17 protein-coding genes are annotated in these 19,441 nt (G+C 74.1%); 6 read left to right on the top strand and 11 right to left on the bottom strand.

Translation table 11 applies throughout. From position 1 onward, the window contains the following. Positions 1-24: 24 nt before the first annotated feature. From C4U44_RS38330 to C4U44_RS38295, 8 genes are read right to left on the bottom strand one after another with little or no spacing between them, the layout of a single operon-like run. On the bottom strand, positions 25-1,170 hold the full coding sequence (locus C4U44_RS38330) for a glycosyltransferase (protein ID WP_103890748.1): 1,146 nt from the start codon (positions 1,168-1,170) through the stop codon (positions 25-27). Beyond that, positions 1,167-1,955, bottom strand: coding sequence for an alpha/beta hydrolase (locus tag C4U44_RS38325; protein WP_103890747.1), 789 nt, complete (start codon positions 1,953-1,955; stop codon positions 1,167-1,169). Before C4U44_RS38325 ends, C4U44_RS38330 begins: the two co-directional genes overlap by 4 nt. Beyond that, on the bottom strand, positions 1,952-3,211 hold the full coding sequence (locus tag C4U44_RS38320) for a (d)CMP kinase (protein WP_103890746.1): 1,260 nt from the start codon (positions 3,209-3,211) through the stop codon (positions 1,952-1,954). The genes C4U44_RS38325 and C4U44_RS38320 overlap by 4 nt, the downstream gene beginning before the upstream one ends. Then, entirely contained in the window at positions 3,208-3,825 is a 618-nt protein-coding gene (locus C4U44_RS38315) for a dTMP kinase (RefSeq protein WP_103890745.1), read from the bottom strand. The genes C4U44_RS38320 and C4U44_RS38315 overlap by 4 nt, the downstream gene beginning before the upstream one ends. After that, entirely contained in the window at positions 3,825-4,658 is an 834-nt protein-coding gene (locus C4U44_RS38310; protein WP_103890744.1) for an alpha/beta hydrolase family protein, read from the bottom strand. The genes C4U44_RS38315 and C4U44_RS38310 overlap by 1 nt, the downstream gene beginning before the upstream one ends. Further along, the gene (locus C4U44_RS38305) at positions 4,655-5,536 is read right to left on the bottom strand and encodes a hypothetical protein (RefSeq protein WP_103890743.1); all 882 of its coding nucleotides are present in this window, start codon (positions 5,534-5,536) and stop codon (positions 4,655-4,657) included. The genes C4U44_RS38310 and C4U44_RS38305 overlap by 4 nt, the downstream gene beginning before the upstream one ends. After that, on the bottom strand, positions 5,533-6,720 hold the full coding sequence (locus tag C4U44_RS38300; RefSeq protein WP_103890742.1) for a nucleotidyltransferase family protein: 1,188 nt from the start codon (positions 6,718-6,720) through the stop codon (positions 5,533-5,535). The genes C4U44_RS38305 and C4U44_RS38300 overlap by 4 nt, the downstream gene beginning before the upstream one ends. A gap of 28 nt (positions 6,721-6,748) precedes the next feature. Beyond that, positions 6,749-7,267: a DUF402 domain-containing protein gene (locus C4U44_RS38295; RefSeq protein ID WP_103890741.1), complete on the bottom strand. Its 519-nt coding sequence runs from the start codon at positions 7,265-7,267 to the stop codon at positions 6,749-6,751. A gap of 26 nt (positions 7,268-7,293) precedes the next feature. On the opposite strand from C4U44_RS38295, the gene C4U44_RS38290 reads away from it, so the two are divergent. After that, on the top strand, positions 7,294-8,007 hold the full coding sequence (locus tag C4U44_RS38290) for a histidine phosphatase family protein (RefSeq protein ID WP_103890740.1): 714 nt from the start codon (positions 7,294-7,296) through the stop codon (positions 8,005-8,007). 64 nt (positions 8,008-8,071) lie between these two features. Here the strand turns inward: C4U44_RS38290 and C4U44_RS38285 are convergent, their stop codons facing one another. Both C4U44_RS38285 and C4U44_RS43085 read right to left on the bottom strand, forming a co-directional pair. Continuing rightward, positions 8,072-8,866, bottom strand: coding sequence for a hypothetical protein (locus C4U44_RS38285; RefSeq protein ID WP_103890739.1), 795 nt, complete (start codon positions 8,864-8,866; stop codon positions 8,072-8,074). Further along, positions 8,863-9,573, bottom strand: a complete 711-nt coding sequence (locus tag C4U44_RS43085; protein WP_146088451.1) for a class I SAM-dependent methyltransferase — start codon at positions 9,571-9,573, stop codon at positions 8,863-8,865. The genes C4U44_RS38285 and C4U44_RS43085 overlap by 4 nt, the downstream gene beginning before the upstream one ends. Before the next feature lie 292 nt (positions 9,574-9,865). Between C4U44_RS43085 and C4U44_RS38275 the strand changes: the two genes are divergently transcribed. Next, positions 9,866-11,050: a hypothetical protein gene (locus C4U44_RS38275; protein WP_146088450.1), complete on the top strand. Its 1,185-nt coding sequence runs from the start codon at positions 9,866-9,868 to the stop codon at positions 11,048-11,050. Positions 11,051-11,243: 193 nt separating this feature from the next. Here the strand turns inward: C4U44_RS38275 and C4U44_RS38270 are convergent, their stop codons facing one another. After that, positions 11,244-12,347 (bottom strand): hypothetical protein, encoded by a 1,104-nt coding sequence (locus C4U44_RS38270; RefSeq protein ID WP_146088449.1) that lies wholly within the window; start codon positions 12,345-12,347, stop codon positions 11,244-11,246. 85 nt (positions 12,348-12,432) lie between these two features. On the opposite strand from C4U44_RS38270, the gene C4U44_RS38265 reads away from it, so the two are divergent. The 4 genes from C4U44_RS38265 to C4U44_RS38250 are packed head-to-tail and all read left to right on the top strand — an operon-like array spanning position 12,433 to position 19,398. After that, positions 12,433-12,741 carry a YciI family protein gene (locus tag C4U44_RS38265; protein WP_103890735.1) on the top strand — a complete coding sequence of 103 codons (309 nt, stop codon included), beginning with the start codon at positions 12,433-12,435 and terminating at the stop codon, positions 12,739-12,741. A gap of 33 nt (positions 12,742-12,774) precedes the next feature. After that, positions 12,775-14,412 carry a condensation domain-containing protein gene (locus tag C4U44_RS38260; RefSeq protein ID WP_103890734.1) on the top strand — a complete coding sequence of 546 codons (1,638 nt, stop codon included), beginning with the start codon at positions 12,775-12,777 and terminating at the stop codon, positions 14,410-14,412. After that, on the top strand, positions 14,409-16,196 hold the full coding sequence (locus tag C4U44_RS38255; protein WP_103890733.1) for a non-ribosomal peptide synthetase: 1,788 nt from the start codon (positions 14,409-14,411) through the stop codon (positions 16,194-16,196). The genes C4U44_RS38260 and C4U44_RS38255 overlap by 4 nt, the downstream gene beginning before the upstream one ends. After that, the gene (locus C4U44_RS38250; RefSeq protein WP_103890732.1) at positions 16,189-19,398 is read left to right on the top strand and encodes a non-ribosomal peptide synthetase; all 3,210 of its coding nucleotides are present in this window, start codon (positions 16,189-16,191) and stop codon (positions 19,396-19,398) included. The genes C4U44_RS38255 and C4U44_RS38250 overlap by 8 nt, the downstream gene beginning before the upstream one ends. Positions 19,399-19,441: the final 43 nt, after the last annotated feature.

The raw sequence follows: 19,441 nt of genomic DNA, 5'->3' as shown, positions 1-19,441 counted from the left end.
TCCCGCGCCACACCTGACGCCCGGTCAGCGGCCGGACGGCGGGACGGTGCCGCTCGCGCGCTGCTCGCAGTAGCCGAGGTGGTAGCCGAGGCCCGCGTAGCCGAGCACCGTCTCGTAGTAGAAGGCGCGGAACGGGTCACGCTCCGCGCGGCCCGCCCACTCGTCGTGATAAAAGCCGGGGTTGGCCGCGCCCGCCTTCCGCATGAGTTCGGCCGCGCCGGCCCAGTCGCCGCCGGCCTGGGCGAGCAGCCCGAGGTTGATGTCCGTGTGCAGGAGCTGGGGGTCGTGGCGGCGCGCGGTGCGGAAGGACTCGGCGGCGTCGGGGAGTTGGCCCAGTGCGGCGAGTTGCACCCCCGCCATGTTGTGCAGCGCGGCGTTCCCGGGCGCCACGGCCAGCCCCTTGAGGTATGCCTCCAGCGCCTCCCCGTCCTTGCCCAGCGAGCGCAGCACGTGGCCGCGGAAGAGCCAGACGGTGGCGGAGGACGGGTCGAGGCCGACCGATCGGCCGGAGTAGTCCTCGGCCTCTTCGAAGCGGCCCAGCGTCCGCATGATCAGGCCCTTGTAGCCGACCAGCACCGCGTCCTTGGGGTTGTCGCGCAACTGGCGGTCCATCAGGGACAGGTAGCGGTACGCCTTCTCGTCCCGCTCCTCGACCGGGCGGCAGTGCCCGAAGTGGTTCATCACCACCGGCGCCGGCTCCACACGGCCGCCCGCGTCCGCGATGCTCGCGGCCACCGACTCGTTGATCTTGCGCCGGTACTCGATCTCGGGCAGGTTGCGGAAGACCTTCAGCTCCCGGCCGGTGTAGAAGCCGCCGGTGGCGAAGAAGTTGTAGCGCAGCAGGCGCAGCCCGAGCACGTCGGGCCCGATCTCCTTCAGATGTCCCAGCAGCTTCTCGGCCTCGCCGCCGATCATCCGTTCGTCGGCGTCGAGGAAGAGGATCCAGTCGCCGTCGGCGCGTACCAGCGCCTCGTTGCGGGCGGCGGAGAAGTCCCCGTCGAAGGGCACTTCGCAGAAGGCGTCGGCGAGTTGCCAGCCCATGTCCACGGTGCCGTCGGTGGAGCCGGTGTCCACGATGACGACCTGGTCGACGAAGTCCCGCGCGGACTCCACGCACCCGCGCAGGTAGGCGGTCTCGTTACGGACGATCAGGCACAAGGTGACGGTCATTGCGCATCCTCCCGGACATCGCTGGTCGACAGGAACGAGGAGAAGGTGGAGACGAGGAAGCGGGCGCAGGCGTCGGCCAGTACGCGCCGGGCGGCGGAACTCTCGAAGAGGTGGTCGCTGTCCACCGCGCGGACGGTCCCGCCGTGCCCGGTGAACCAGGTTGCCTCGCGGGCGAGTTTGGCGTCCTGGGTGCCGTAGCACAGCAGGAAGGGCAGCCCGGTGGCCAGCAGCAGGTCGCGGGGACGGATGGTCTCCCGCTCCCGGAAGAACGCGGCGGGCAGGTGGAACTCCCCGCCGCGGATCGCCGTCACGCCGTCGGTCGCGAAGCGCACGCCCTGGATCAGGTCGCTCGACAGCAGCAGCACCCCGGCCGGTCTCGGTCCGTCGTCGAGCAGGCCGAGTTCGTGGGCGGCCATCACCGCGGGCACGCCGCCGATGCTGATCCCCGCGCACACCAGTGGCTCGCCCGCAGGGCACGTCGCCCTGGCCACCCGGACGAAGTCCCCGGCCATACCGCTGAACCGGGTGGCGGCGAAGTCGCACTCGGAGTCGCCGGAACCCGTCATGTCGAACCGGACGACGCGCACGCCCAGCCGCGCGCACAATCGGGCCGACAGCCGCGCGAGCAGGTCCTGCGGCCCGGCCCGGTCACCGGTCAGGCCGTGCGCGAGGCAGACCGTGCCGAGGACGTCCCCGGCGGCGGGGCGGTCGGTGACGACGAGGCAGCGCCGCCCCGGGGGACCGACCCACAGCTGTTCGCGGACGACGGTGCGTTCGCCGTTCATCGGCCGCCTTCCCACTGCGGTAGCACGAACTGCGTCAGGGCGTCGGGAGCCGCCGCGGTGAGCCACAGGGCAGCCCGGGAGTCACGACAGCCGTCCAGGTCGAAGGGCGGCGCCGGGGCGTCTGCCGATTGCCGCTGCCGCAGCGCCGTCTCAAGGTCCCGCTCCGCCCGTTCCGCTGCGGCGGACGCCCCGCCCGTGCCGGGCGGGTGCGCGGCGGCAGCCGGAACGGGCAGCCACCACGCGCCCTGCAGGGCCTCGAGCGCGGCGGGCGCGTCGGAACCGGCCCTGCCGAGGGCCGTGGTGGTGGTGACCCAGTCGGGGCCGGCCAGGGCGAGCACTTCGGCGGGCACGGCGAAGTGCCCGTGGTCGAGCAGCCAGCGTGCGGTGAGCCGGCGGTTCGCGGGCCAGCCCACCGCGTCGAGCAGGGCGTCCTCGCGGCTGCCGGGCACCCGGCCCACGGAGACGATGTCACTGCCGTGGCGGAGGAGCGGCGCGTGCGCCTCGGCCAGCGCGAGCCGCTGCTCCTCCCTGCCACCGGGCGGAACAGTCAGGAGGGCGTCGGCCGGGCGGTCCGCCGGCACACAGCGCACGGTGGCCGTGCGGTGCTCACCCCGCAGTCCTGTCACGGCGACGGTGAAGTCCCGCTCGCCTCGGGCCGTCCGCACCCGCCGGGCGAGCGCGGCGACCGTGGTGTCCATGGTGAACCGGGTGGAGTTCCACACCAGGCAGCCGGACCTGACCCGCAGCGGCTCGGCGACGCGCGTGCGGTCCCGGCGCTCGCGCCGTGGGTCGTGGGGCACGCCGCTGACCGCCGCCGCGCGCGCTGCACGCTCCCCGGCGTCGGCCCACAAGAACACCGACAGCAGCGGGTCGGGGAAGATCTCCTGCCCCGCGCGGCCCTCCGCCACCACGGGGCGGTCCGCGGCCGCGGCGCGCAGCACCCGGTTCACCTTGTGCTGCCAGGCGGGGTCCGCCCCGATCCGGGACGCGGCGGAGCCCAAGGGCTCGGCGGTCAGGTCCGTTTCGCGGAACGCCGTGCCCGCCACCTCCACGACCGGGTCGAGGGCGCCGTCGGGCGCCTTCTGCCAGCGCAGTTCGAGCGGGGAGTCGGGGCAGGCGGCGGAGGCGGCCAGCGCCCGGTAGACCATGCCGATCGACAGCCAGGCACACCCGAGCGTCCGGGCGAGTTCGCGGGCCACGGCGGTCTTCCCCACGCCGTTCGGCCCGTCGAGGGTGACGACGTGCCGCCCGGTCACCGCGCCTCCCCGGACGGTACGGCCGCGTCGGCGAGGTCAAGCAGCGCCGCCTCGTTCACGCTCCCGTCCAGGACGGTGACCGGCCCGAAGGCGCCCTCTTCCGCGAGTTGCCGCATGTGGCCGCGGCACCGGCTGAGGAAGTCGCGGCCGTGGCCGACGCCCGGGTCCTTGCCGCGGGCGGCGATCCGCCGGGCGGCCGTCTTTGGGGGGACGTCCACCAGCAGGTGCACGTCCGGCTGCGGCAGCGCCTTGAGCCACGTCATCCACTCCTCCAGCCCGAGGCCGAACGACCGCTGGTTGGCGACGTGGTCCAGGGCCCATCGGTCGGCGACCACCCACTCGCCGCGGTCCAGGGCGGGGGCCACCACCTCCGCGGCGTTCGACGCCAGGACGAGCGTGAAATACCCGGCGATCCACCGCTCCCGGGCCTGCGCGTCGCCCGGCTGCGGGATGCGCGACGCCCAGTCGACGGGCGAACGGTCACGGGGTTTCAGCGCGGCCACTGAACGGACGGTCCGCCCCCGCCCGGCCAGCCGCCGGACCAGCCCGGACACGAGCGTGGACTTGCCACTGCCGTCGATCCCGCTGACCGCGATCAGCCCTCCGCGTGCCATCACCGTGCTCCTTCCGTCCCGGCCCCCGACGGGGTCCCGATCGCCAACGCGCTCCGCAGCACGGCTTGCAGCCCGTGCCGGTCCGCCGCGAGCCGGGCCAGCCCGTGCCGGCCGGCGACCATCCGGCAGGGGTCGCCGGCCCGGCCGCCCTCGGTGCACAAGGTGAGGTCCCAGCCGCGGGCGGCGTCGGGCGCGCGCAGCCGCTCCACGAGTTCGCCGATCACGCGGACGGGCACGGTCAGGCCGCCCAGGAGGTGGGTCTCGACACCGCAGGCGGCCCAGAAGTCCACCTCGTCGGCCGGCGCGTCGGGCGACGCCTCCCAGTCAGCGGACGGTTGACGGCCCCCCGCACGTTCCCCGTCCCCGGACGGCTCCTCGTGCAGCCGCCACCAGGCGAGTTCCTCCGGCTCCGGAGGGAGGACGGCGATCCTCAACCCCGGTACCGGGCCCGGCAGGAGCGCGGCGTGCAGCCCGCGCGCGGCCACGTGCACGGCGGAGGCACCGTGCGAGTGCGCGGTCGCGGCCGCCTCCGCGATCTGCCGCTCCCAGACACCCACGTCCTTGGCCGCCAGGCTCTCGCCGTATCCGGCCAGGTCGAAACGGACCACGGTGACGCCGGCCGCGGCGAGGTGGCGGGCCGCCTGCACCTGCCAGTAGTTGTTGCCGGTCCGGTTCTCGCCGGGCGCGTGGACCATGATCAGCCAGGGTGTGCCGGGCGCGGGGGCCGCCCCCTCGGGCACGTGCACGACCAGCGGTTCCACCGTCTGCGCGAGCAGGCAGCAGCTCGGCCCGGGCCGGGACGCGGCCGGAGCGGCCTGCGGGGTGGCGGTCATCGGGTCCCCACCTCCGCGACCCGCTGCCAGCGCAGCCGGTCCGCGACCCACCCGGCGCCGCGCAGGCCGTCCAGCAGCCGGTCGGTGTGCGGCCCGACGACCAGGTCGCTCTCCAGGACCCGGTGGCCGCGCCCGGCCGCCACGCGCAGCAACTCGCCGGAGACCGTGCGGGAGAAGCCCCGGGAGTGCTCCTCGGGGATCACGAAGACGTCCACCACGTACAGCACCTCGATGTCGGAGTAGCGGTCCGGCCGCGGGACGCCGAGGCCGTGGCAGACCGGCCGCCCGTCGAGGGTGCCGACCAGGCAGCAGGCGGGATCGGCCAGCCGGAACTTGGCACGCGCCCACTCCCGCAGGTCGGTGGCCGCGGGGGCGTCCTGCAGCCCGCGGCCCAGCGCCGTCACCAAACAGTCGTAGACGAAGTCGTGCTCTGCCGGGCGCACCGGATGGATGTCCAACGGCCCTTCGGCGGCGGGCAGGTCGGGGTCGGTGAGATGGCGGAGGGTCAGCACGTGGGGCGCGAAGGACGCCTCGCGCAACACCTCGGAGACCTCCGCGCCGGGTGAGCCGGCCGTCTCCAGCGCGGCGGAGCCGCCCTCCGGCAGCAGGCCGAGCAGGGCGCGCAATGCCTGCGGACCGTCCGCGGCGAGATGGCCGAGCACCGTCTGCGGCCGGCCGGTGAGCGGGTGCCGGTGCTCGGAGCGGCCCGCGAAGGCGGCGGAGCCGTCGTCGGCGCGGGCGTGCACGGGCTCGGTGCGGGCGAACGCGCGCTCCAGGCGGGCGCTGACGAGGGCGGGATCGGGCAGCGGGCGGCCGTTGCGGCCTTCGAGCTCGGCCAGCCACAGCCGGGCCCAGTCGCCGTACCGGATGGTGGTCATGTCTGCTCCTCAGCCGGTGGGACGAAGGCGGCCCGGGAGTATCCGGGCGGCACCAGCGGGTAGACCAGGGCGCGGTGGCCGGGCAGGCCGACGGCGCGCAGCACGGCGCCGCCCGGTGGCTTGCGGCCGGCGGCCGGCGGCAGCACGAACACCGGCAGGCCGAGCGCGAACCACGCCCGGACGGGGAAATGTGCGACGGCCCGCCGGGTGCGTGCGGGGTGGTGCGCGCGCGCCCGGGCGACCAGGCGATCCAGGGTCCGTACGGCCCCGCGGCGGCCCCGCAGGGGGAACGGCGGCCGGGCGCGGGCGGCGCGGAGCGGTACGGGCAACTCCCCGACCGGGACCCCGGTCGCGCGGGCGAGGACGTGCAGTTCCGCGAGGGCCGTGGCGGCGGCCGCCGCAGCGGGGGCCCGGCCGAGCGCGGCGGCGACGGCGTCCCAGTCGGTCCCGCCGCGGTCGAGCGCCAGCAGGTCCAGCAGGTCGCGGACGATGAACGCGCCGGCGCGCTCCACCAGTTCGACGGCGAACACCACGGCCTGCCACGTGCTGCCGAGGACCGGCACCGCGGTCCCGAGCACCGTCAGGTCCCGCACCCCGGCCCAGGCGCCGGCCGGCAGCGGCAGCGCGGCGGCCCGGTCCAGGCCGGGGCCGAGCGTGGTGATGTCGAGGTACATGGGGTGGCCGAGCCCCTCCACCCGGCGGTTGAGCGCCGCCCCGGCCCACAGCCCTGCCCGGTCGCGCCGGCACACCACCGGCCGGGCCACGAAGTAGCCCAGGGGACGCAGCGCGGTGAGGGCCGCGGGCAGCGCGGATCCGTCGCGCAGGAGCAGGTCCACGTCGTTGTACTGCCGTACCCGGCCCGGCGGGTAGCGGGTGCCCAGGGCGTGGCCACGCAACAGGACGTGCTCGATCCCCGCCGCGGTGAGGTGGCCGGAGGCGGCGGCGAGTTCCCGGTCCAGGACGGCCTCGCGGGTGCGCAGCCGGTCCAGTTCGGCCCGCGCCGCCGCGTCGAGCGGCAAGGACCGGGCCGCCCAGGCGTGCAGCGCCGTGTAGGCGGCCTTGGTCTCCTTCAGCGCGTCGAGCGCCGCCCCGTCCAGCACCACCGCCGGGTCCGGCGGTGCCTCGTCGTCCGCCCCGTACAGGGGCCGCAGGAAGGGCGCGGCGCCGGGAGGCACGATGCTCATGCGGCACCGCCCTCCCCGCGGGCGTGGCTCAGGCCCTGAGCCGCACCGGCCGGCTCGCCCAGTGCGGGTACGCGTGGCCGGGATCGAACAGGCCGTGCAGCGCGGGCGGCGGGAAGACCGCGCCGCGGTGCAGGTAGCGGTCGGTGAACTCCTGGGCCTTGACCAGGGTGCGTGCCAGCGCGGGGGCGCTCAGCTCGCCCGACAGCAGCGCCGCCGCCGCCTCGTCGAGGTCGATCAGCCGGTAGGTGGGGCCCATGCCCTCGACCACCACGTCCACGTACCGGTCCCGCACCGTGAACAGCGGCAGCCCGTCCCGTTCCGCCTGCTCGAAGGACACCAGGTCGACGTACCACTCGCCCTGCCACCCGAACGGCTCGTAGACGAGCTGGACGTCCTCCTCCAGCAGCCAGAAGCAGCGTCGCTTCCCGGCGTGGCGCCAGTACTCCTGGTCGGAGTAGAGCACGTCGCCGACGAGGGTCGCCGCGACCGGCTCGAAGTCGTAGATCCGCTGGGCCACCAGCGCGCGCGCCGTGCCAGACTGCCTCACAGCGGACTCTCCTTGCAGCGGTCTCCATGGGGGTGGGCGTGGTGCGCGGTGCCCGGCAGCTGGTCCTGGTCAGGCACGGCGCGTGCGCGCACACCACCCTCTCACTTCCGGCGCCGGTGGACGGCACGCCCGGCACGCTGACCGAACACGGCTGGGCGCAGGCGCGGGCCTGCGGACGTCGGCTCGCCGAGGCCGGGTTCGAGGTGGCCGCGGTATGCGCCTCACCCACCGAGCGGACCCTGCGGACGGCCGAACTGCTCGGCCTGCCCGGGGAGATCACCCCGTGCCCGGACCTCGCGGAACGGGACTGGGGCACCTGGTTCGCGGGCGCCGAGGGCAAGGAGGCGGCGGAACGGCACGCCCGGGCCAGGGAGTTGATGCGCGCGGACCCGTGGGGTTGGCGGCCGCAGGGCGGTGAGAGCCTCCGGGAGGTACGGGACCGGGTCGGCGCCTGGGTGACAGCTGCGCTGACCGGTCTGAGCAGTGGCGCGCTGGTCGCGGTGAGCCACGGCGAGGCTATCCTGGCCGCCCGGATGGTCCTTGAACACTCCTGGCGGGCCCACCCGTTGGCACTGCCGCAGGGGCCCGGCCACGCGCTGCCGCACGGGGGCGCGCTGGTGTACCGGTTCGCGCCGGGAGCCGCCGTTCCCGGCCACCGGCGGCTGATCGCCGATCCGCTCGCGCCCGCGGACGGGCGGGCGGGGGCAGACTGGCAGCGGCTGTCCGGGAACCGCGGCTGACGGGGCATCCGGTAGCTCGTCCGGCCGCCGATCCAGGCACTGACCTGTCCGCTCACCAGGCTGCTCATCCGGCCTCGATCCGGTCGATCAGCTCGGGCAGCAGGGCGGCCTCCGCCGCGGAACCCCCGAGGCAGCACGCCTCCACACCACTGTCCAGCACCCGGGCCAGCGCGGCCCCGATGCGCTCCGGCGTGCCGATGAAGGTGAACGACCACTGCCCGCCGGTGATGCGCGGGGAGCCGGGGCCCACCCAGGCGGTGCCCTCGTCGACGAGGTAGCTGCCCCGGGGAATCCCGAGAGGCGGCTCGTCGTCCTGATGCGGCCCGCTCCTACGCGCCTCGACGCGGCCCGTCCCGTTCCCGGCCGGCTCGTCGTGATGCGGCCCGTCAGCCTGGTGCCTGGCGAGCGCGCGCAGCAGCGCACCGGCCGCCGCCTCGTCGGGCGCGTACTCCTCGCTGTACCGGTCGGCCCGTTCCCCGGCCTCCTCCCGGCTGCGGCCGAGCACCAGGTCGGCGCGGAGCGCGGCGCCGAACCCCTGCGCGCGCAGCCGGGCGGCCAGCGGCAACAGCCGCTCGTTCGGGCGCCCCCACAGCACGACCCCGCGCATCCCCGGGCCCGGTCCGGGGCCCGGCGCCGCGGTGCCGCGCTCCAGCGCCCACACCTCCCCGTCGTGCTCCGGGACGGCTTCGCGCGGCTGCAGCGGGTCGGCGAGCACCACCGTCTGCCGGCCGCCGCCGTCGCGCAGGACCGTGGCGCCCCCAGTGCCGCGTACAGGATGGAGGAGCAGCCCCTTGTGCCACGCGGGTTCCAGGGCAGGTACCAACGGGCCCAGCCACCACAGGCGCGCCCGGGCGGTCACCGGGGCACTTCCGCGACGATCACCGCGGCCCGGCGGGTGACGGTGAGGCTGCCCTCGATGGCGGCCATGCGGTCCACCGCGCTCGCCGGCCGGACCTGGTTGCGCAGGAACCGCCGGGCCTGCGCGTCGTCCTGGAAGACCACGGTGCCCTCGACCTCGGTGACCTCGGCCCGGGCCCCGATCGTCGCGAGCAGGTCGGCGGCGCGTTCGGCGGGGAACGTCAGCCGGTAGCGCGCCGAGGGCAGGCGGGCCCACAACTCGGCCATGTGCCGGTCGGAGTTGGTGGCCAGCACCAGCGTGCCGCCGGGACGCACCACCCGGGCGAACTCCCTCAGCGCCTGCAGTACCTGATCATCCGTCAGGTAGTGCAGGACCCACGCCGCCACGGCATGGTCGAAGGAACCGGCGGGGAACGGCAGCTCGGGCAACACGCAGACCCGGGCGTCCACTCCCTCGGCCCGGGCCAGCTCGACCATGCGCGCGGAACCGTCCACCGCCACCACGCGGTGGCCGCACGCCATGGCGTGCCGGGCGAGCGCGCCCTCGCCGCAGCCGGCCTCCAGCAGGTCGCCGGGGCTCAGCCGGCCGACGGCGGCGCTCAGCACGTCCCGGGCGTCCGGACCGGACCCGGTGCGGTACACCGACTGCTGGGCGCGATAAACATCCTCGCTCGCGAAGGCGTCGAGAGGCCCGCTCGTAAAACTCACGCGGCGCCACCTGCCTTGCGGGACGCAACTCCGCCGATCAGCGCCACGAACGGCCACCCCCCATTGTCCACGAATCGGACCAGTCCGGGATCACGGTACCGGTGACCGCTGGGACTGACCATAGATCGATCGATTCAAGACAGAATCCGAACGATTAAGGCCATGATGGTTCCACCGTCTGTATTCCTCCTGCAAACCCCACCTAGGTTCAGGAAATCCAATCGCGCACTTGCACCACTTTGCAGAGCGCTGGAGCGCCTGCGGCAGTGGGCTCATAAGGGGGATTCGGCTTATGAAGCCGAGCAGTCCGATTGATGTGGAACTTTTAGGATCGGCAGTACTTTCCGGTGAGGACCTGCCCTTCGGGTCGGCGGACGCCTTCCAGTTCGACCCCATGCACAGTGACGCCGGAGAAGCGGCGCCCGAGTGGACGCGGAAAATCCCTGTTTCCGTCAACGACACGTACGGGGACCCGTTCATTCCGGAACAGATAGACAACACCGTCGCCAAACTGACGTCACTCGCCACGCACCGGGCGCCGATCGCCATCTTCACCAAGGCCGGCTACGACGACGCGGTCCTGGAGAAGCTGCACGGCGTCGCGCACGTGGACAAGGTCGTGGTGTTCTACTCGCTGACCGGCCTGGACGAGGGCGGGATCTCCTTCGACGACCGGGTGCGGTTCATCGCGGCGATCAAGCGGATCTTCCCCAACACGCTGGTCTTCACCCGCCCGATCATCCGCAACCGGAATGACGATCCGGCGATGCTGCGCCGGCTGAGCGAGGTTGCCGCCGAGCACACGGGTCTGCTCGTCCTGGGCGGGCTGCACGATTCCAAGAAGCGGAAGAAGATCGAGCTGCCGATCGAGAGCCAGCTGATCGAATTCTGCGACGAACTCGGCGTGAAGACATTTCACAAGACGAGTTGCGCCGGCGCGTGGCTGCACGGCCTGGACTGCTGGGTGCACGGCCTCGGCGCGCCCCGTAATCTGGACGTCCTGGTGGCGCTCGGCTACCAGTTCGGAATCGCCAACAACAGCGTGGTGCTGGAGCGCGGCACGACCGGCGACATCAACTTCGTCCGTATGCTGACGCGCAGCAACGTGTATGTCCACGAACTCGTCAGCAACTACAATCTGCTCACGCTGCCGTCGGGTCATCGGAAACTGGAATCCACGTCCTCGTGGTTCGCCTGGTCGGAAAACATTCCGACCTGCCTGGACTGCAACTACTGCATCATCAAGCAGATCGAGTACCTGAAGAAGATGCAGGTGCGTATCGGCGTGCATCCCACCCGGCTGCCGGAAATCGTGGTCGGCACGGATTCCGCCATCGACTTCGACCGGTTCCGGTTGACCAAGCTGCCCGACGTCGAGCAGGGCCGACACACCTACGCCGACGTGCGCGTCGCCAAGCCGTGCCGGGTGCCGCTGTACCCCTCGCCGGTGCCGGACGCCCTCCGCACCGAGGCCTGATGAGGGCCCTCCTGGACTCCTGGTGGCCGGCCCCGCCCAGGTGGCCGGTGGCCAGGACCCGCCCGCCCGTTCCGGCCTGCCGGAGCCTTCGCGAAGGGAGGTGCCACTATGGACGTCATCGTCATCCCCACCGAAGAGGACGAGTGATCCAGGTGCGGGCCGGCTTCGCGCCGGCCCGCACGTCGCCGCCCGGTCAGCGGCTGCGTGTGTCCTGTCCGGCGCCCGCTGAGCCGTTCGGCCTGTCGTGTCCCATGGCCGGTTCCGTGGGCGGCGCGGCTGCTTCGCGGGCCGCCTCGGCGGCGAGCGCGGCGGCCCGCAGCCGGCTCCAGTGCGCGCCCGCGGCCGCCACCGGATGGGGAGGTTCGCCGCCGTGTTCCGCCGGCCCGCAGCGCAGAGGGACCTCATGCCCGTCGATCCGCAGGACATGACCCGTCGTCACGGCCCCGCTCGGCGGGTTCCACGGTTCCGCCCGGTGGGCCGTCAGCACCAGCCGTACGGCCTGCCCGGCCCGGGACCGCACCCGCGCGGTCTCGTCGGCCGTCAGCGGGTCCGCGCCGCTCAACAGGGCAGCAAGGTAACGGACTTGCCCGCCACCGGCCAGCGCCTGCCGGGTGGACGGTCGCGCACCCCCGATCTTGGCGGCCGCGGACTCTCCGTCCCCGGTCGGCTCCTGACCGCCCCCGACGCCGTCGCTGCCCCCCGGTCCCTCTCCGCCCCTGTCCGCGGCCAACTCGATCGCCAGCGTCTCGGCGGCCACGCACGCCACCGCCTCCGCCAGCAGCATCGCCCGCCGCTCACCGGGGCGCGGCGGCCCGGGACGCGCGAAGGGGTGGTCCGACGGGTCGATGACGTGGGCGAGTTCGTGCAGCAGGTTCAGCGTCAGTTCGGCGAGCCGCAGCCGTTCGTCGCCCCGGTAGGACGCGGCGCCGGGCCGGTCGAGGTTCACGATGATCGCGCCGTGCTCCCGGCAGGTGAATCCGGCCACCGCGGCCCAGGGCCCGGGCAGGGCGGCGCGCGTCACGGTGTAGCCGAACGCCTGTGCCGCGCGTTCGGCACCGGGCAGCAGGCCGGCCAGGGCGGCCGACGGCGGCAGCGGACGGCAGCCACGCGGACCGGCGGCGGGACCGGAGCCGACGGCGACGTGGCGCAGCCGGGCCAGATCGGCGGCCCGGCCGCCGGGCTCCTGCCAGAGGCCGGCCAGCCGGGCGCCCAGTTCCAGCACCCCGGGTTGCGCGTCCACCGACGCCGGATCGCTCCGGTTCACCAACTCCGCACCCCCGGCGTCTCGTTGGGCCATTGTGGGCAGTGGCCGCCGACAGCCGGCACCCCGCCGGCCGCGGATGGCGCGATCCGACCACCGTCACGGCTGAAAGGTGCCGCCGATGTACGTGATCAAACTGCGCTACACAGCCCCGCCCTCGTCGGTCCCCGGGCTCATCGACCGTCACCAGGCGTACCTGGACGCGCATTACGCCACCGGCGAGTTCCTCGTGTCGGGGCGCGGTGTCTCGTACTGGGGCGGCCTGATCGTCGGTGTCCGCTGCGACAGCGGCGCCGTGCAGGACATGGCGCGGCAGGACCCGCTGGTCGCGGAAGGCATCGCCGAGCTGGAGGTCGTGGAGTTCGAGCCGAGCCGCTGGGCGGACGCCGACCCGGACGAACTCCGCCACGCGCTGCCCGACTACCACTGACCCCGGACCACACAGGAATGGACCAAGGACACCGTGAACACGAGGGACACCCGGCACGCCCCCGACCGCCCGCGGCAGGACAGCGCGTCCTACGCCGACCGCTCCCCCCGGGGGACCGTCGCGGCGCTGGTGCGCAGGGAGGCCGCGTGGCTGCTCCGGCGGCCGGTCGACCTGCACGACGACATCTTCGACCTCGGCGCGAAGTCGCTGGACGCCGTCCGGCTGGCCGCACGCGTGTCGAAGGCCCTCGGCTACGAGGTGCCGGCCACCGAACTGCTGGCGGCCCGCCGGCTCGACGTCTTCACCGACGCCTGCCTGCGGGCATCCGACTCCCGGCTGCGACTGCCACCCATGACCCGCCTTCCGGTCCGCACGGCGCCGGCCACGGAGGCCCAGCAGCGCCAGTACCGGGTCGACAAGCAGGACCCGGACCCGGCGCCCTTCTTCATCTGGGAGTGCTTCGAGGTGACCGGGGCGCTGGATCCCGGGCTGCTGGAGCAGGCCGTGCAGGCGGTGGTGTCCGACCACGAGGTGCTGCGCACCGGCTTCGCCCCCGACGGGGACGGCACCGTGTGGCAGACCCCGCGCCCGGCGCCCGCCGCCGCGCACACCGCGGTCCGCGACCTCGCCTCGGACGATGACGAGACGCTGGCCGAGGCCGCCCAGCAGGCACTGGCCCAGCGGTTCGACTGGGACGGCGACGACTTCCTGCGCCTGGTGCTGCTGCGCGGGCCCGGCCGGACACAACTGCTCGTCATCTCTGACCACTTCGTCCTGGAGAACACGGCGATGAACACCGTGCTGGACGAACTGACAGCCCACTACCGGGCGTTGACCGGCGAGGGAGAGCCGCCCGGGCCGGCGCCCGCCATCCAGGCCCTGGACCACGAGGCGTGGAAGCGGTCGTGGGCGCAGTCCACGGCGGCCGAACGCATCGACACCTACTGGCGCGAGGTCGGCGACGGGCGGCCGCGGCTGTCCCGTATCGTCGCCCCACCCGCGCCCGGCACCGCGCCGGCCTCGGTGATCCTGGAACACCGCCTGGGCCCGGACGCGGACGCCAACCTCCTCGCAGCGGCCGGCTCCTACGGCACGTTCCCGCTCACTGTCGCGCTGGCCACCGCGGCGGTCGCCCAGTTCCGGACCACGGGCGCGCCGCTGCTCGCTCCGCTGCTGCCCGTGATCAACCGCACCGCCGAGACGATGCGGTTGGTCGGGCGGATCAGCCACTGCCTGCCGGTGCCGGCCGAAGTCCACGACGGGGACAGCCTCGACGACGTCGTGCGCCGCACCCGGCAGTCGCTGATCGCCGGGCTGCGGCACGGACCGCTGCCGATGGCGGTGCGGGCGATGGACGAGGACCCGCGGCCGACCGGCCCGCAGAGCGGGGTGCGGATCTTCTTCGACGCGGTGAAGCCGCCGCGTGGCATCGACCTGGGCACGGCCGTGTCGGCCACTCCCGTCGCTCTGCCGTCGGCGTCCGACTTCTACTGGGACCTGCTGCTGAGCCTGGTGGAGAAGCAGCCGGGCACCTTCTTCGTGGAGGCCCGGTTCGACGCCTCCCGGCTCGACCAGGACACCGTCCGGTCCCTGCTGGACACGTGGGCCGCCCTGCTGCGCCGGCCGTACGACCGATGGACCGACACCCCCGCGCTGGAGGCCGACCGATGACCGCCCCGACCGAGCCGCACGCCGCGACCCTCACCGGTCTGTTCGAGGAGTCGGTGCGCCGTCACGCGGACCGGCTCGCCGTCGCCGACGCGCAGCGGTCCCTGACCTACGCCGAACTGGGCGCCCTCGCTGACGACGTGGCGGCCCTGCTGGTCGCCCGCGGCATCACCCGGGAGGACCGCGTCGGCCTGCACATGAACAGGTCGGTGTACGTCTTCGCCGCGATCCTCGGCATCCTCAAGGCCGGTGCCGCCTACGTGGCCGTGGACAGCCGCTACCCCGACGCCCGCCGTGACCTGATGCTCACGCAGAGCGGGGTGAAGGTGGTGCTGACCGACCCTGCCTGGAAGCGCGGGCTCGACGCCCACGGCGCCGTGACCATTCCCTACGGGCCCGGCGCGCTGCCCGCCGCCGCGCCCGTCCCCCAGGACCGAAGCCGTCCGGAGGGCGCGGCCAGCGTGCTGTTCACCTCCGGCTCGCTCGGCACGCCCAAGGGCATCGTGCTGGAGCACCGCAACATTGTCTGGTTCGCCCGCAACCGGTCCCTGCCCGCGCTGACCCCCGACGACCGTGTGGGCCAGGTCTCGAGCCTGTCCTTCGACGCGTTCCACTTCGAGATGTGGCACGCGCTGCGCCAGGGCGCGGCGGTGGTCGTGCTGCCCACCGTCCCCGAGCTGCTGGCCGCCGGGTTCCAGGAGGAACTGCGCCGGCTGCGGATCACCGCGATGCTCGTGCCGACGATGGTCGCCAACCACGTGGTGCGCGAGGACCCGGACGCGTTCTGCGCGCTGCGGCTGCTGCACGTCGGCGGCGACGTCGTGCTGCCCGCCACCTGCCGGGCGATTCTGTCGGGCCGTTTCCGGGGGCGGCTGCTCAACCTCTACGGGCCCGCCGAGATCACCACCACCTGCACCGCCCACGAGGTCACCCTCACCGACACCGAACACGACGGCGTGCCGATCGGCACCCCTCTGGACGGGGTCGGGATCCGGCTGCTGGACGCCGACGGCCGGCAGCCGGCCCCCGGGCAGGTCGGCGAGATCCACGTGTCCGGCCCCGGCGTGGCCAGGGGCTATCTCGACCGGCCGGACCTGACCGAGGAGCGGTTCCGCACCGACATGCCCGGTGCCGGGCCCGGCCGCTGGTACCGCACCGGCGACCTCGCCCGGTATCGCGACGACGGGGCCCTGGAGTTCCTGGGTCGCGCCGACGACCAGGTGAAGATCCGCGGCTACCGGGTGGAGCGCGGCGAGGTGGAGCGCACTCTGCTCGGCCATCCCGGCGTGCACCACGCCGCCGTCCTGCCCGAAGGCGAGGGCGAGGACCGCAGCCTGGCCGCGCTCGTCGTCCTCGACCACGACGTGCCCCCGGAGGCGCTGCGCGCGCACTGCGCCCGGCTCCTCCCGGAGTTCATGGTGCCCAGCCGGTTCGTGCCGCTGGCGCAGATGCCGGCGAACGAGCACGGCAAACGCGACCTCGACGCCCTGCGGCAGATCCTCGCCGACGCACGCGGCCACGCCGCCCCCGGGGAGGTCGGGCCCAGCCCGACTGAGGCGTACCTCGTGCGGCTGTGGCAGGACCTGCTCGGCGTCGTGCAGGTCGGCGTGCAGGACCAGTTCTTCGAACTGGGCGGCCACTCGCTGCTGGCCTTCCGCATGCAGGGCCGCATCAAACGCGACCTGAAGGTCGTCCTTCCCTCCGCGGTCCTGCTGCGCACCCCCGTCCTGTCGACGATCGCCGCCAGCATCGACGAACTCCGCCAGGCCGGGGCCGCAGATGACTGACCGGCCCGCAGCCACCACCGCGCCGATGACCCCGGAACAACGGCGGCTGTGGTACCTCGACCAGTACGAGGAAACCGGCGCCGTCCACCTGATCAACCAGGGGTGGTGGCTGACCGGCCCCCTGGACGAAGCGGCGCTCGACAGCGCCCTGACCGTGCTCGTGCGGCGGCACGAACTGCTGCGCTCGGTCTGCGTCCCCACGCCGGACGGCGCGCGCCTGCTGATCCGGCCCGCCCCGGACAGTGTGCTCGCCGCGGAGGAACCCTCCTCCCCCGACGCGGTCGCCGCCCGCCGCGCCGCACTGGCCGGCACGCCGCTCTCCCTCACCGACGGCCCGCTGTTCACCGCCCACCTGCTGCGCGAGGACACCGGCCGGGCCCTGCTGCTGCTGCGCGTGCACCACCTCGTCGCCGACGGCTGGTCCATCGAGGTTCTGACCCGGGAGCTGAGCATCCTCTACACCCCCGGGGCGCCCGCCGACCCGGGGGCGCTGGAGCCGCTGCCACTGGCCGCCGCCGACGTGCCCGCGGCGCTGCGGTCCGCGGCCGACAGCGACGGCGAGAGCGCACAGGAGGCCGCGGCCTACTGGCGCGACACCCTGCGCGGCGCCCCCGAGGCACTGGACCTGCCCTACGACCACCCACGGCCCGCGCGGCCCACGTACGCGGGGGACCGCAGCCGGCTGCTGTGGCCGCCCGGCACGGCCGAACGGCTGAAGGCCGTGGCGGCGCAGCAGGGCGCGACCTTCTTCGTGGCCCTCTACTCCGTGCTGGCCGGTTTCCTCAGCCGGATCGCCGACCAGGACGACCTGGTGATCGGCGTGCCGGTCGCCGACCGGCCCGGCGAGGAGTTCGAGCCGCTGGTCGGCTTCTTCGTCAACACCCTGCCCGTGCGGATCGGCACGGACGGCGACCCCGCACTGGGCGAACTGGTCGCCCGAGCGGCCGACTCCTTCTTCGAAGGCTGCGTCCACCGGGGGCTGCCCTTCGACGGCATCGTGCGCGCGGCCGCGCCGCCGCGCGTCCCGGGCCGCACCCCGCTCTTCCAGGTCCTGTGCGTGCTGCAGAACACCCTGGGCGCCGAACTGGAACTGGCCGGAGCGGAGGCCGGCAAGCACCGGGTGGACCAGATGGCGGCCGCCTTCGACCTGACCGTCGAGTTCTGGCAGGAGGCCGACGGCCGGCTCGCCGCGATGGTCGAGTACGCCACGGAACTGTTCACCCTCGAGCACGGTCGGAGGCTCTCCGACCGGCTGGCCGTCTTCCTGGCCGCCTGGGCGAGCGACCCCGGACTGCGGCTGGGCGAGGTGCCGCTGCTGCTCCCCGGTGAAGAGGATGCCACGAGTGCGGGTGGCCCGGCCGGTACCGACGTGCCGGGCGACGTGGTCGAGGACATCGTCGCGCGCCTTGACGCCCCACCGGACCGGGTGGCAGCCCGCTCCTCGGGCCGAATGCTGACAGGCCGTCAACTCCTGGATCGCGTAGGTGAGTTGCGGAACGCGTTGAGCGCGGCAGGGGTGGTGCCCGGTAGCCGCGTCGGAGTACGCCTACCGCGCGGCACCGACACGGTGGCCGCGCTGTTGGCGGTGCTCACGCTCGACGCCGTCTACGTACCGCTCGATGCCCGGCTGCCTGCGGAACGGCTGCGGATGATCGAGAGCGCGGCGCGGCTGCGCGCCGTCCTCACCCCGGCGGGGGCAGAGCCCGTTCGCACCCCGTCGGTGGAGCCCGTGCGGGCCGGGAGCCGGGATCCGGCGCCGCCGGGCCCCGTCGACGGTCGCGGCGACCGCGACGCGTACGTGTTCTTCACCTCCGGCTCCAGCGGTACCCCCAAGGGTGTACTGGTCGGGCGCAAGGCGCTGACGAACCTGGTCCGCGAGTGGGCCCGCTTCACCGGTCTCGGACCCGGTGACTCAGTGGCCGCGGCGACCGCCACCACCTTCGACGTGTCCCTGCCGGAACTGCTGGCCCCGCTGCTGGCCGGCTGCACCGTGGAGGTGGCCGACGACCGCGCCGCCGAGGACCCCACGCTGCTGGCGGAACTGGTCGCCCACACAGGAGTGACGGTCCTGCAGGCGACTCCGAGTGTGTGGCGGCTGCTGCTGGACCACCTCACCGTGCGGCCCAGGGTCGCGCTCGCGGGCGGCGAGGCCCTGCCTCGGGACCTCAAGGACCGTCTCCTGACCGCCGCCGACACGGTGTTCAACGTCTACGGGCCGACCGAGACGACCGTCTGGTCCACGGTCTGGCGCTGCGCCCCCGGCCCGGTCACCGTGGGCACCGCCCTGGCCCGTACCGAACTCCACGTGGTCGACCGGCACTTGCGGCCCATGCCGCCCGGCTGCCGCGGCGAACTCCTCATCGGCGGGGTCGGCCTGGCCCGCGGCTACCTCGGCCACGACGACCTGACCGCGCGCCAGTTCGTCGTGCACGACTTCGGGTACGGCCCGAGGCGGTGGTACCGCACCGGCGACATCGCCTCCCGGGACGAGGACGGGCGCGTGCGCCTGCACGGCCGCCGGGACGCCCAGATCAAGTTGCGCGGCCACCGCGTCGAGCCCGGCGAGATCGAGGCCCGTGCCCGGCAGTGCCCCGGCGTGGCGCAGTGCGCGGTGGTGCCCTTCGACCGGAACGGGCAGAGCGGGCTGGCTGCGTTCCTGGTCGGGCCGCCGGGCACGGCACCGGACCCGGCCCAGGTGCGGGCCCACCTGTCGTCGGTGCTGCCCGCCTACATGGTGCCCGCGCTCCTGCTGAGCGTGCCGGAGCTGCCCCGCCTGTCCAGCGGCAAGACGGATACGCGGGCGCTGCTGACGGAGGTGGAAGCCCACCTCGCGGAGTCGCCTGAGGCCGGGCGGCCCGCGGACGACGGGCCGGAGGACTGCCCGGTCACCGAGGCCGTCCTGCTGGCCCTGCAGGCCGTGTTGCGCAAACCGGTCGCACCGCACACGTCGTTCTTCGACCAGGGCGGCGACTCCCTCGGCGCGGCCCGCGCGCTGGCCCTGCTGCGCAAGGCGCTGGACATCCCCCTGCACATGTCCGACTTCGTGGCCGCGCCCAGCGTGCGGCAACTGGCCGACGTGATCCGGTCCCGGCCCGGCGCGACCGACGCGGCCCGGGCCGCCGTCGCGGCGGTCTCCGGGCCGCAGGGAGCCACGGGTGGTGGGTTGGCCCGGGGGCTGCTCTCCGAGGAAGTGGCGCCGTGACCGGGCCACCGCCGCGGTGGGCGCGCGAACCCGCCGGTGACGG

This window comes from Actinacidiphila yanglinensis (assembly GCF_900107965.1).
Taxonomy (GTDB): Bacteria; Actinomycetota; Actinomycetes; order Streptomycetales; family Streptomycetaceae; genus Actinacidiphila; species Actinacidiphila yanglinensis.
The sequence above is the reverse complement of the archived record's forward strand: the minus strand, read 5'-3'. Positions and strand labels throughout refer to the sequence as shown.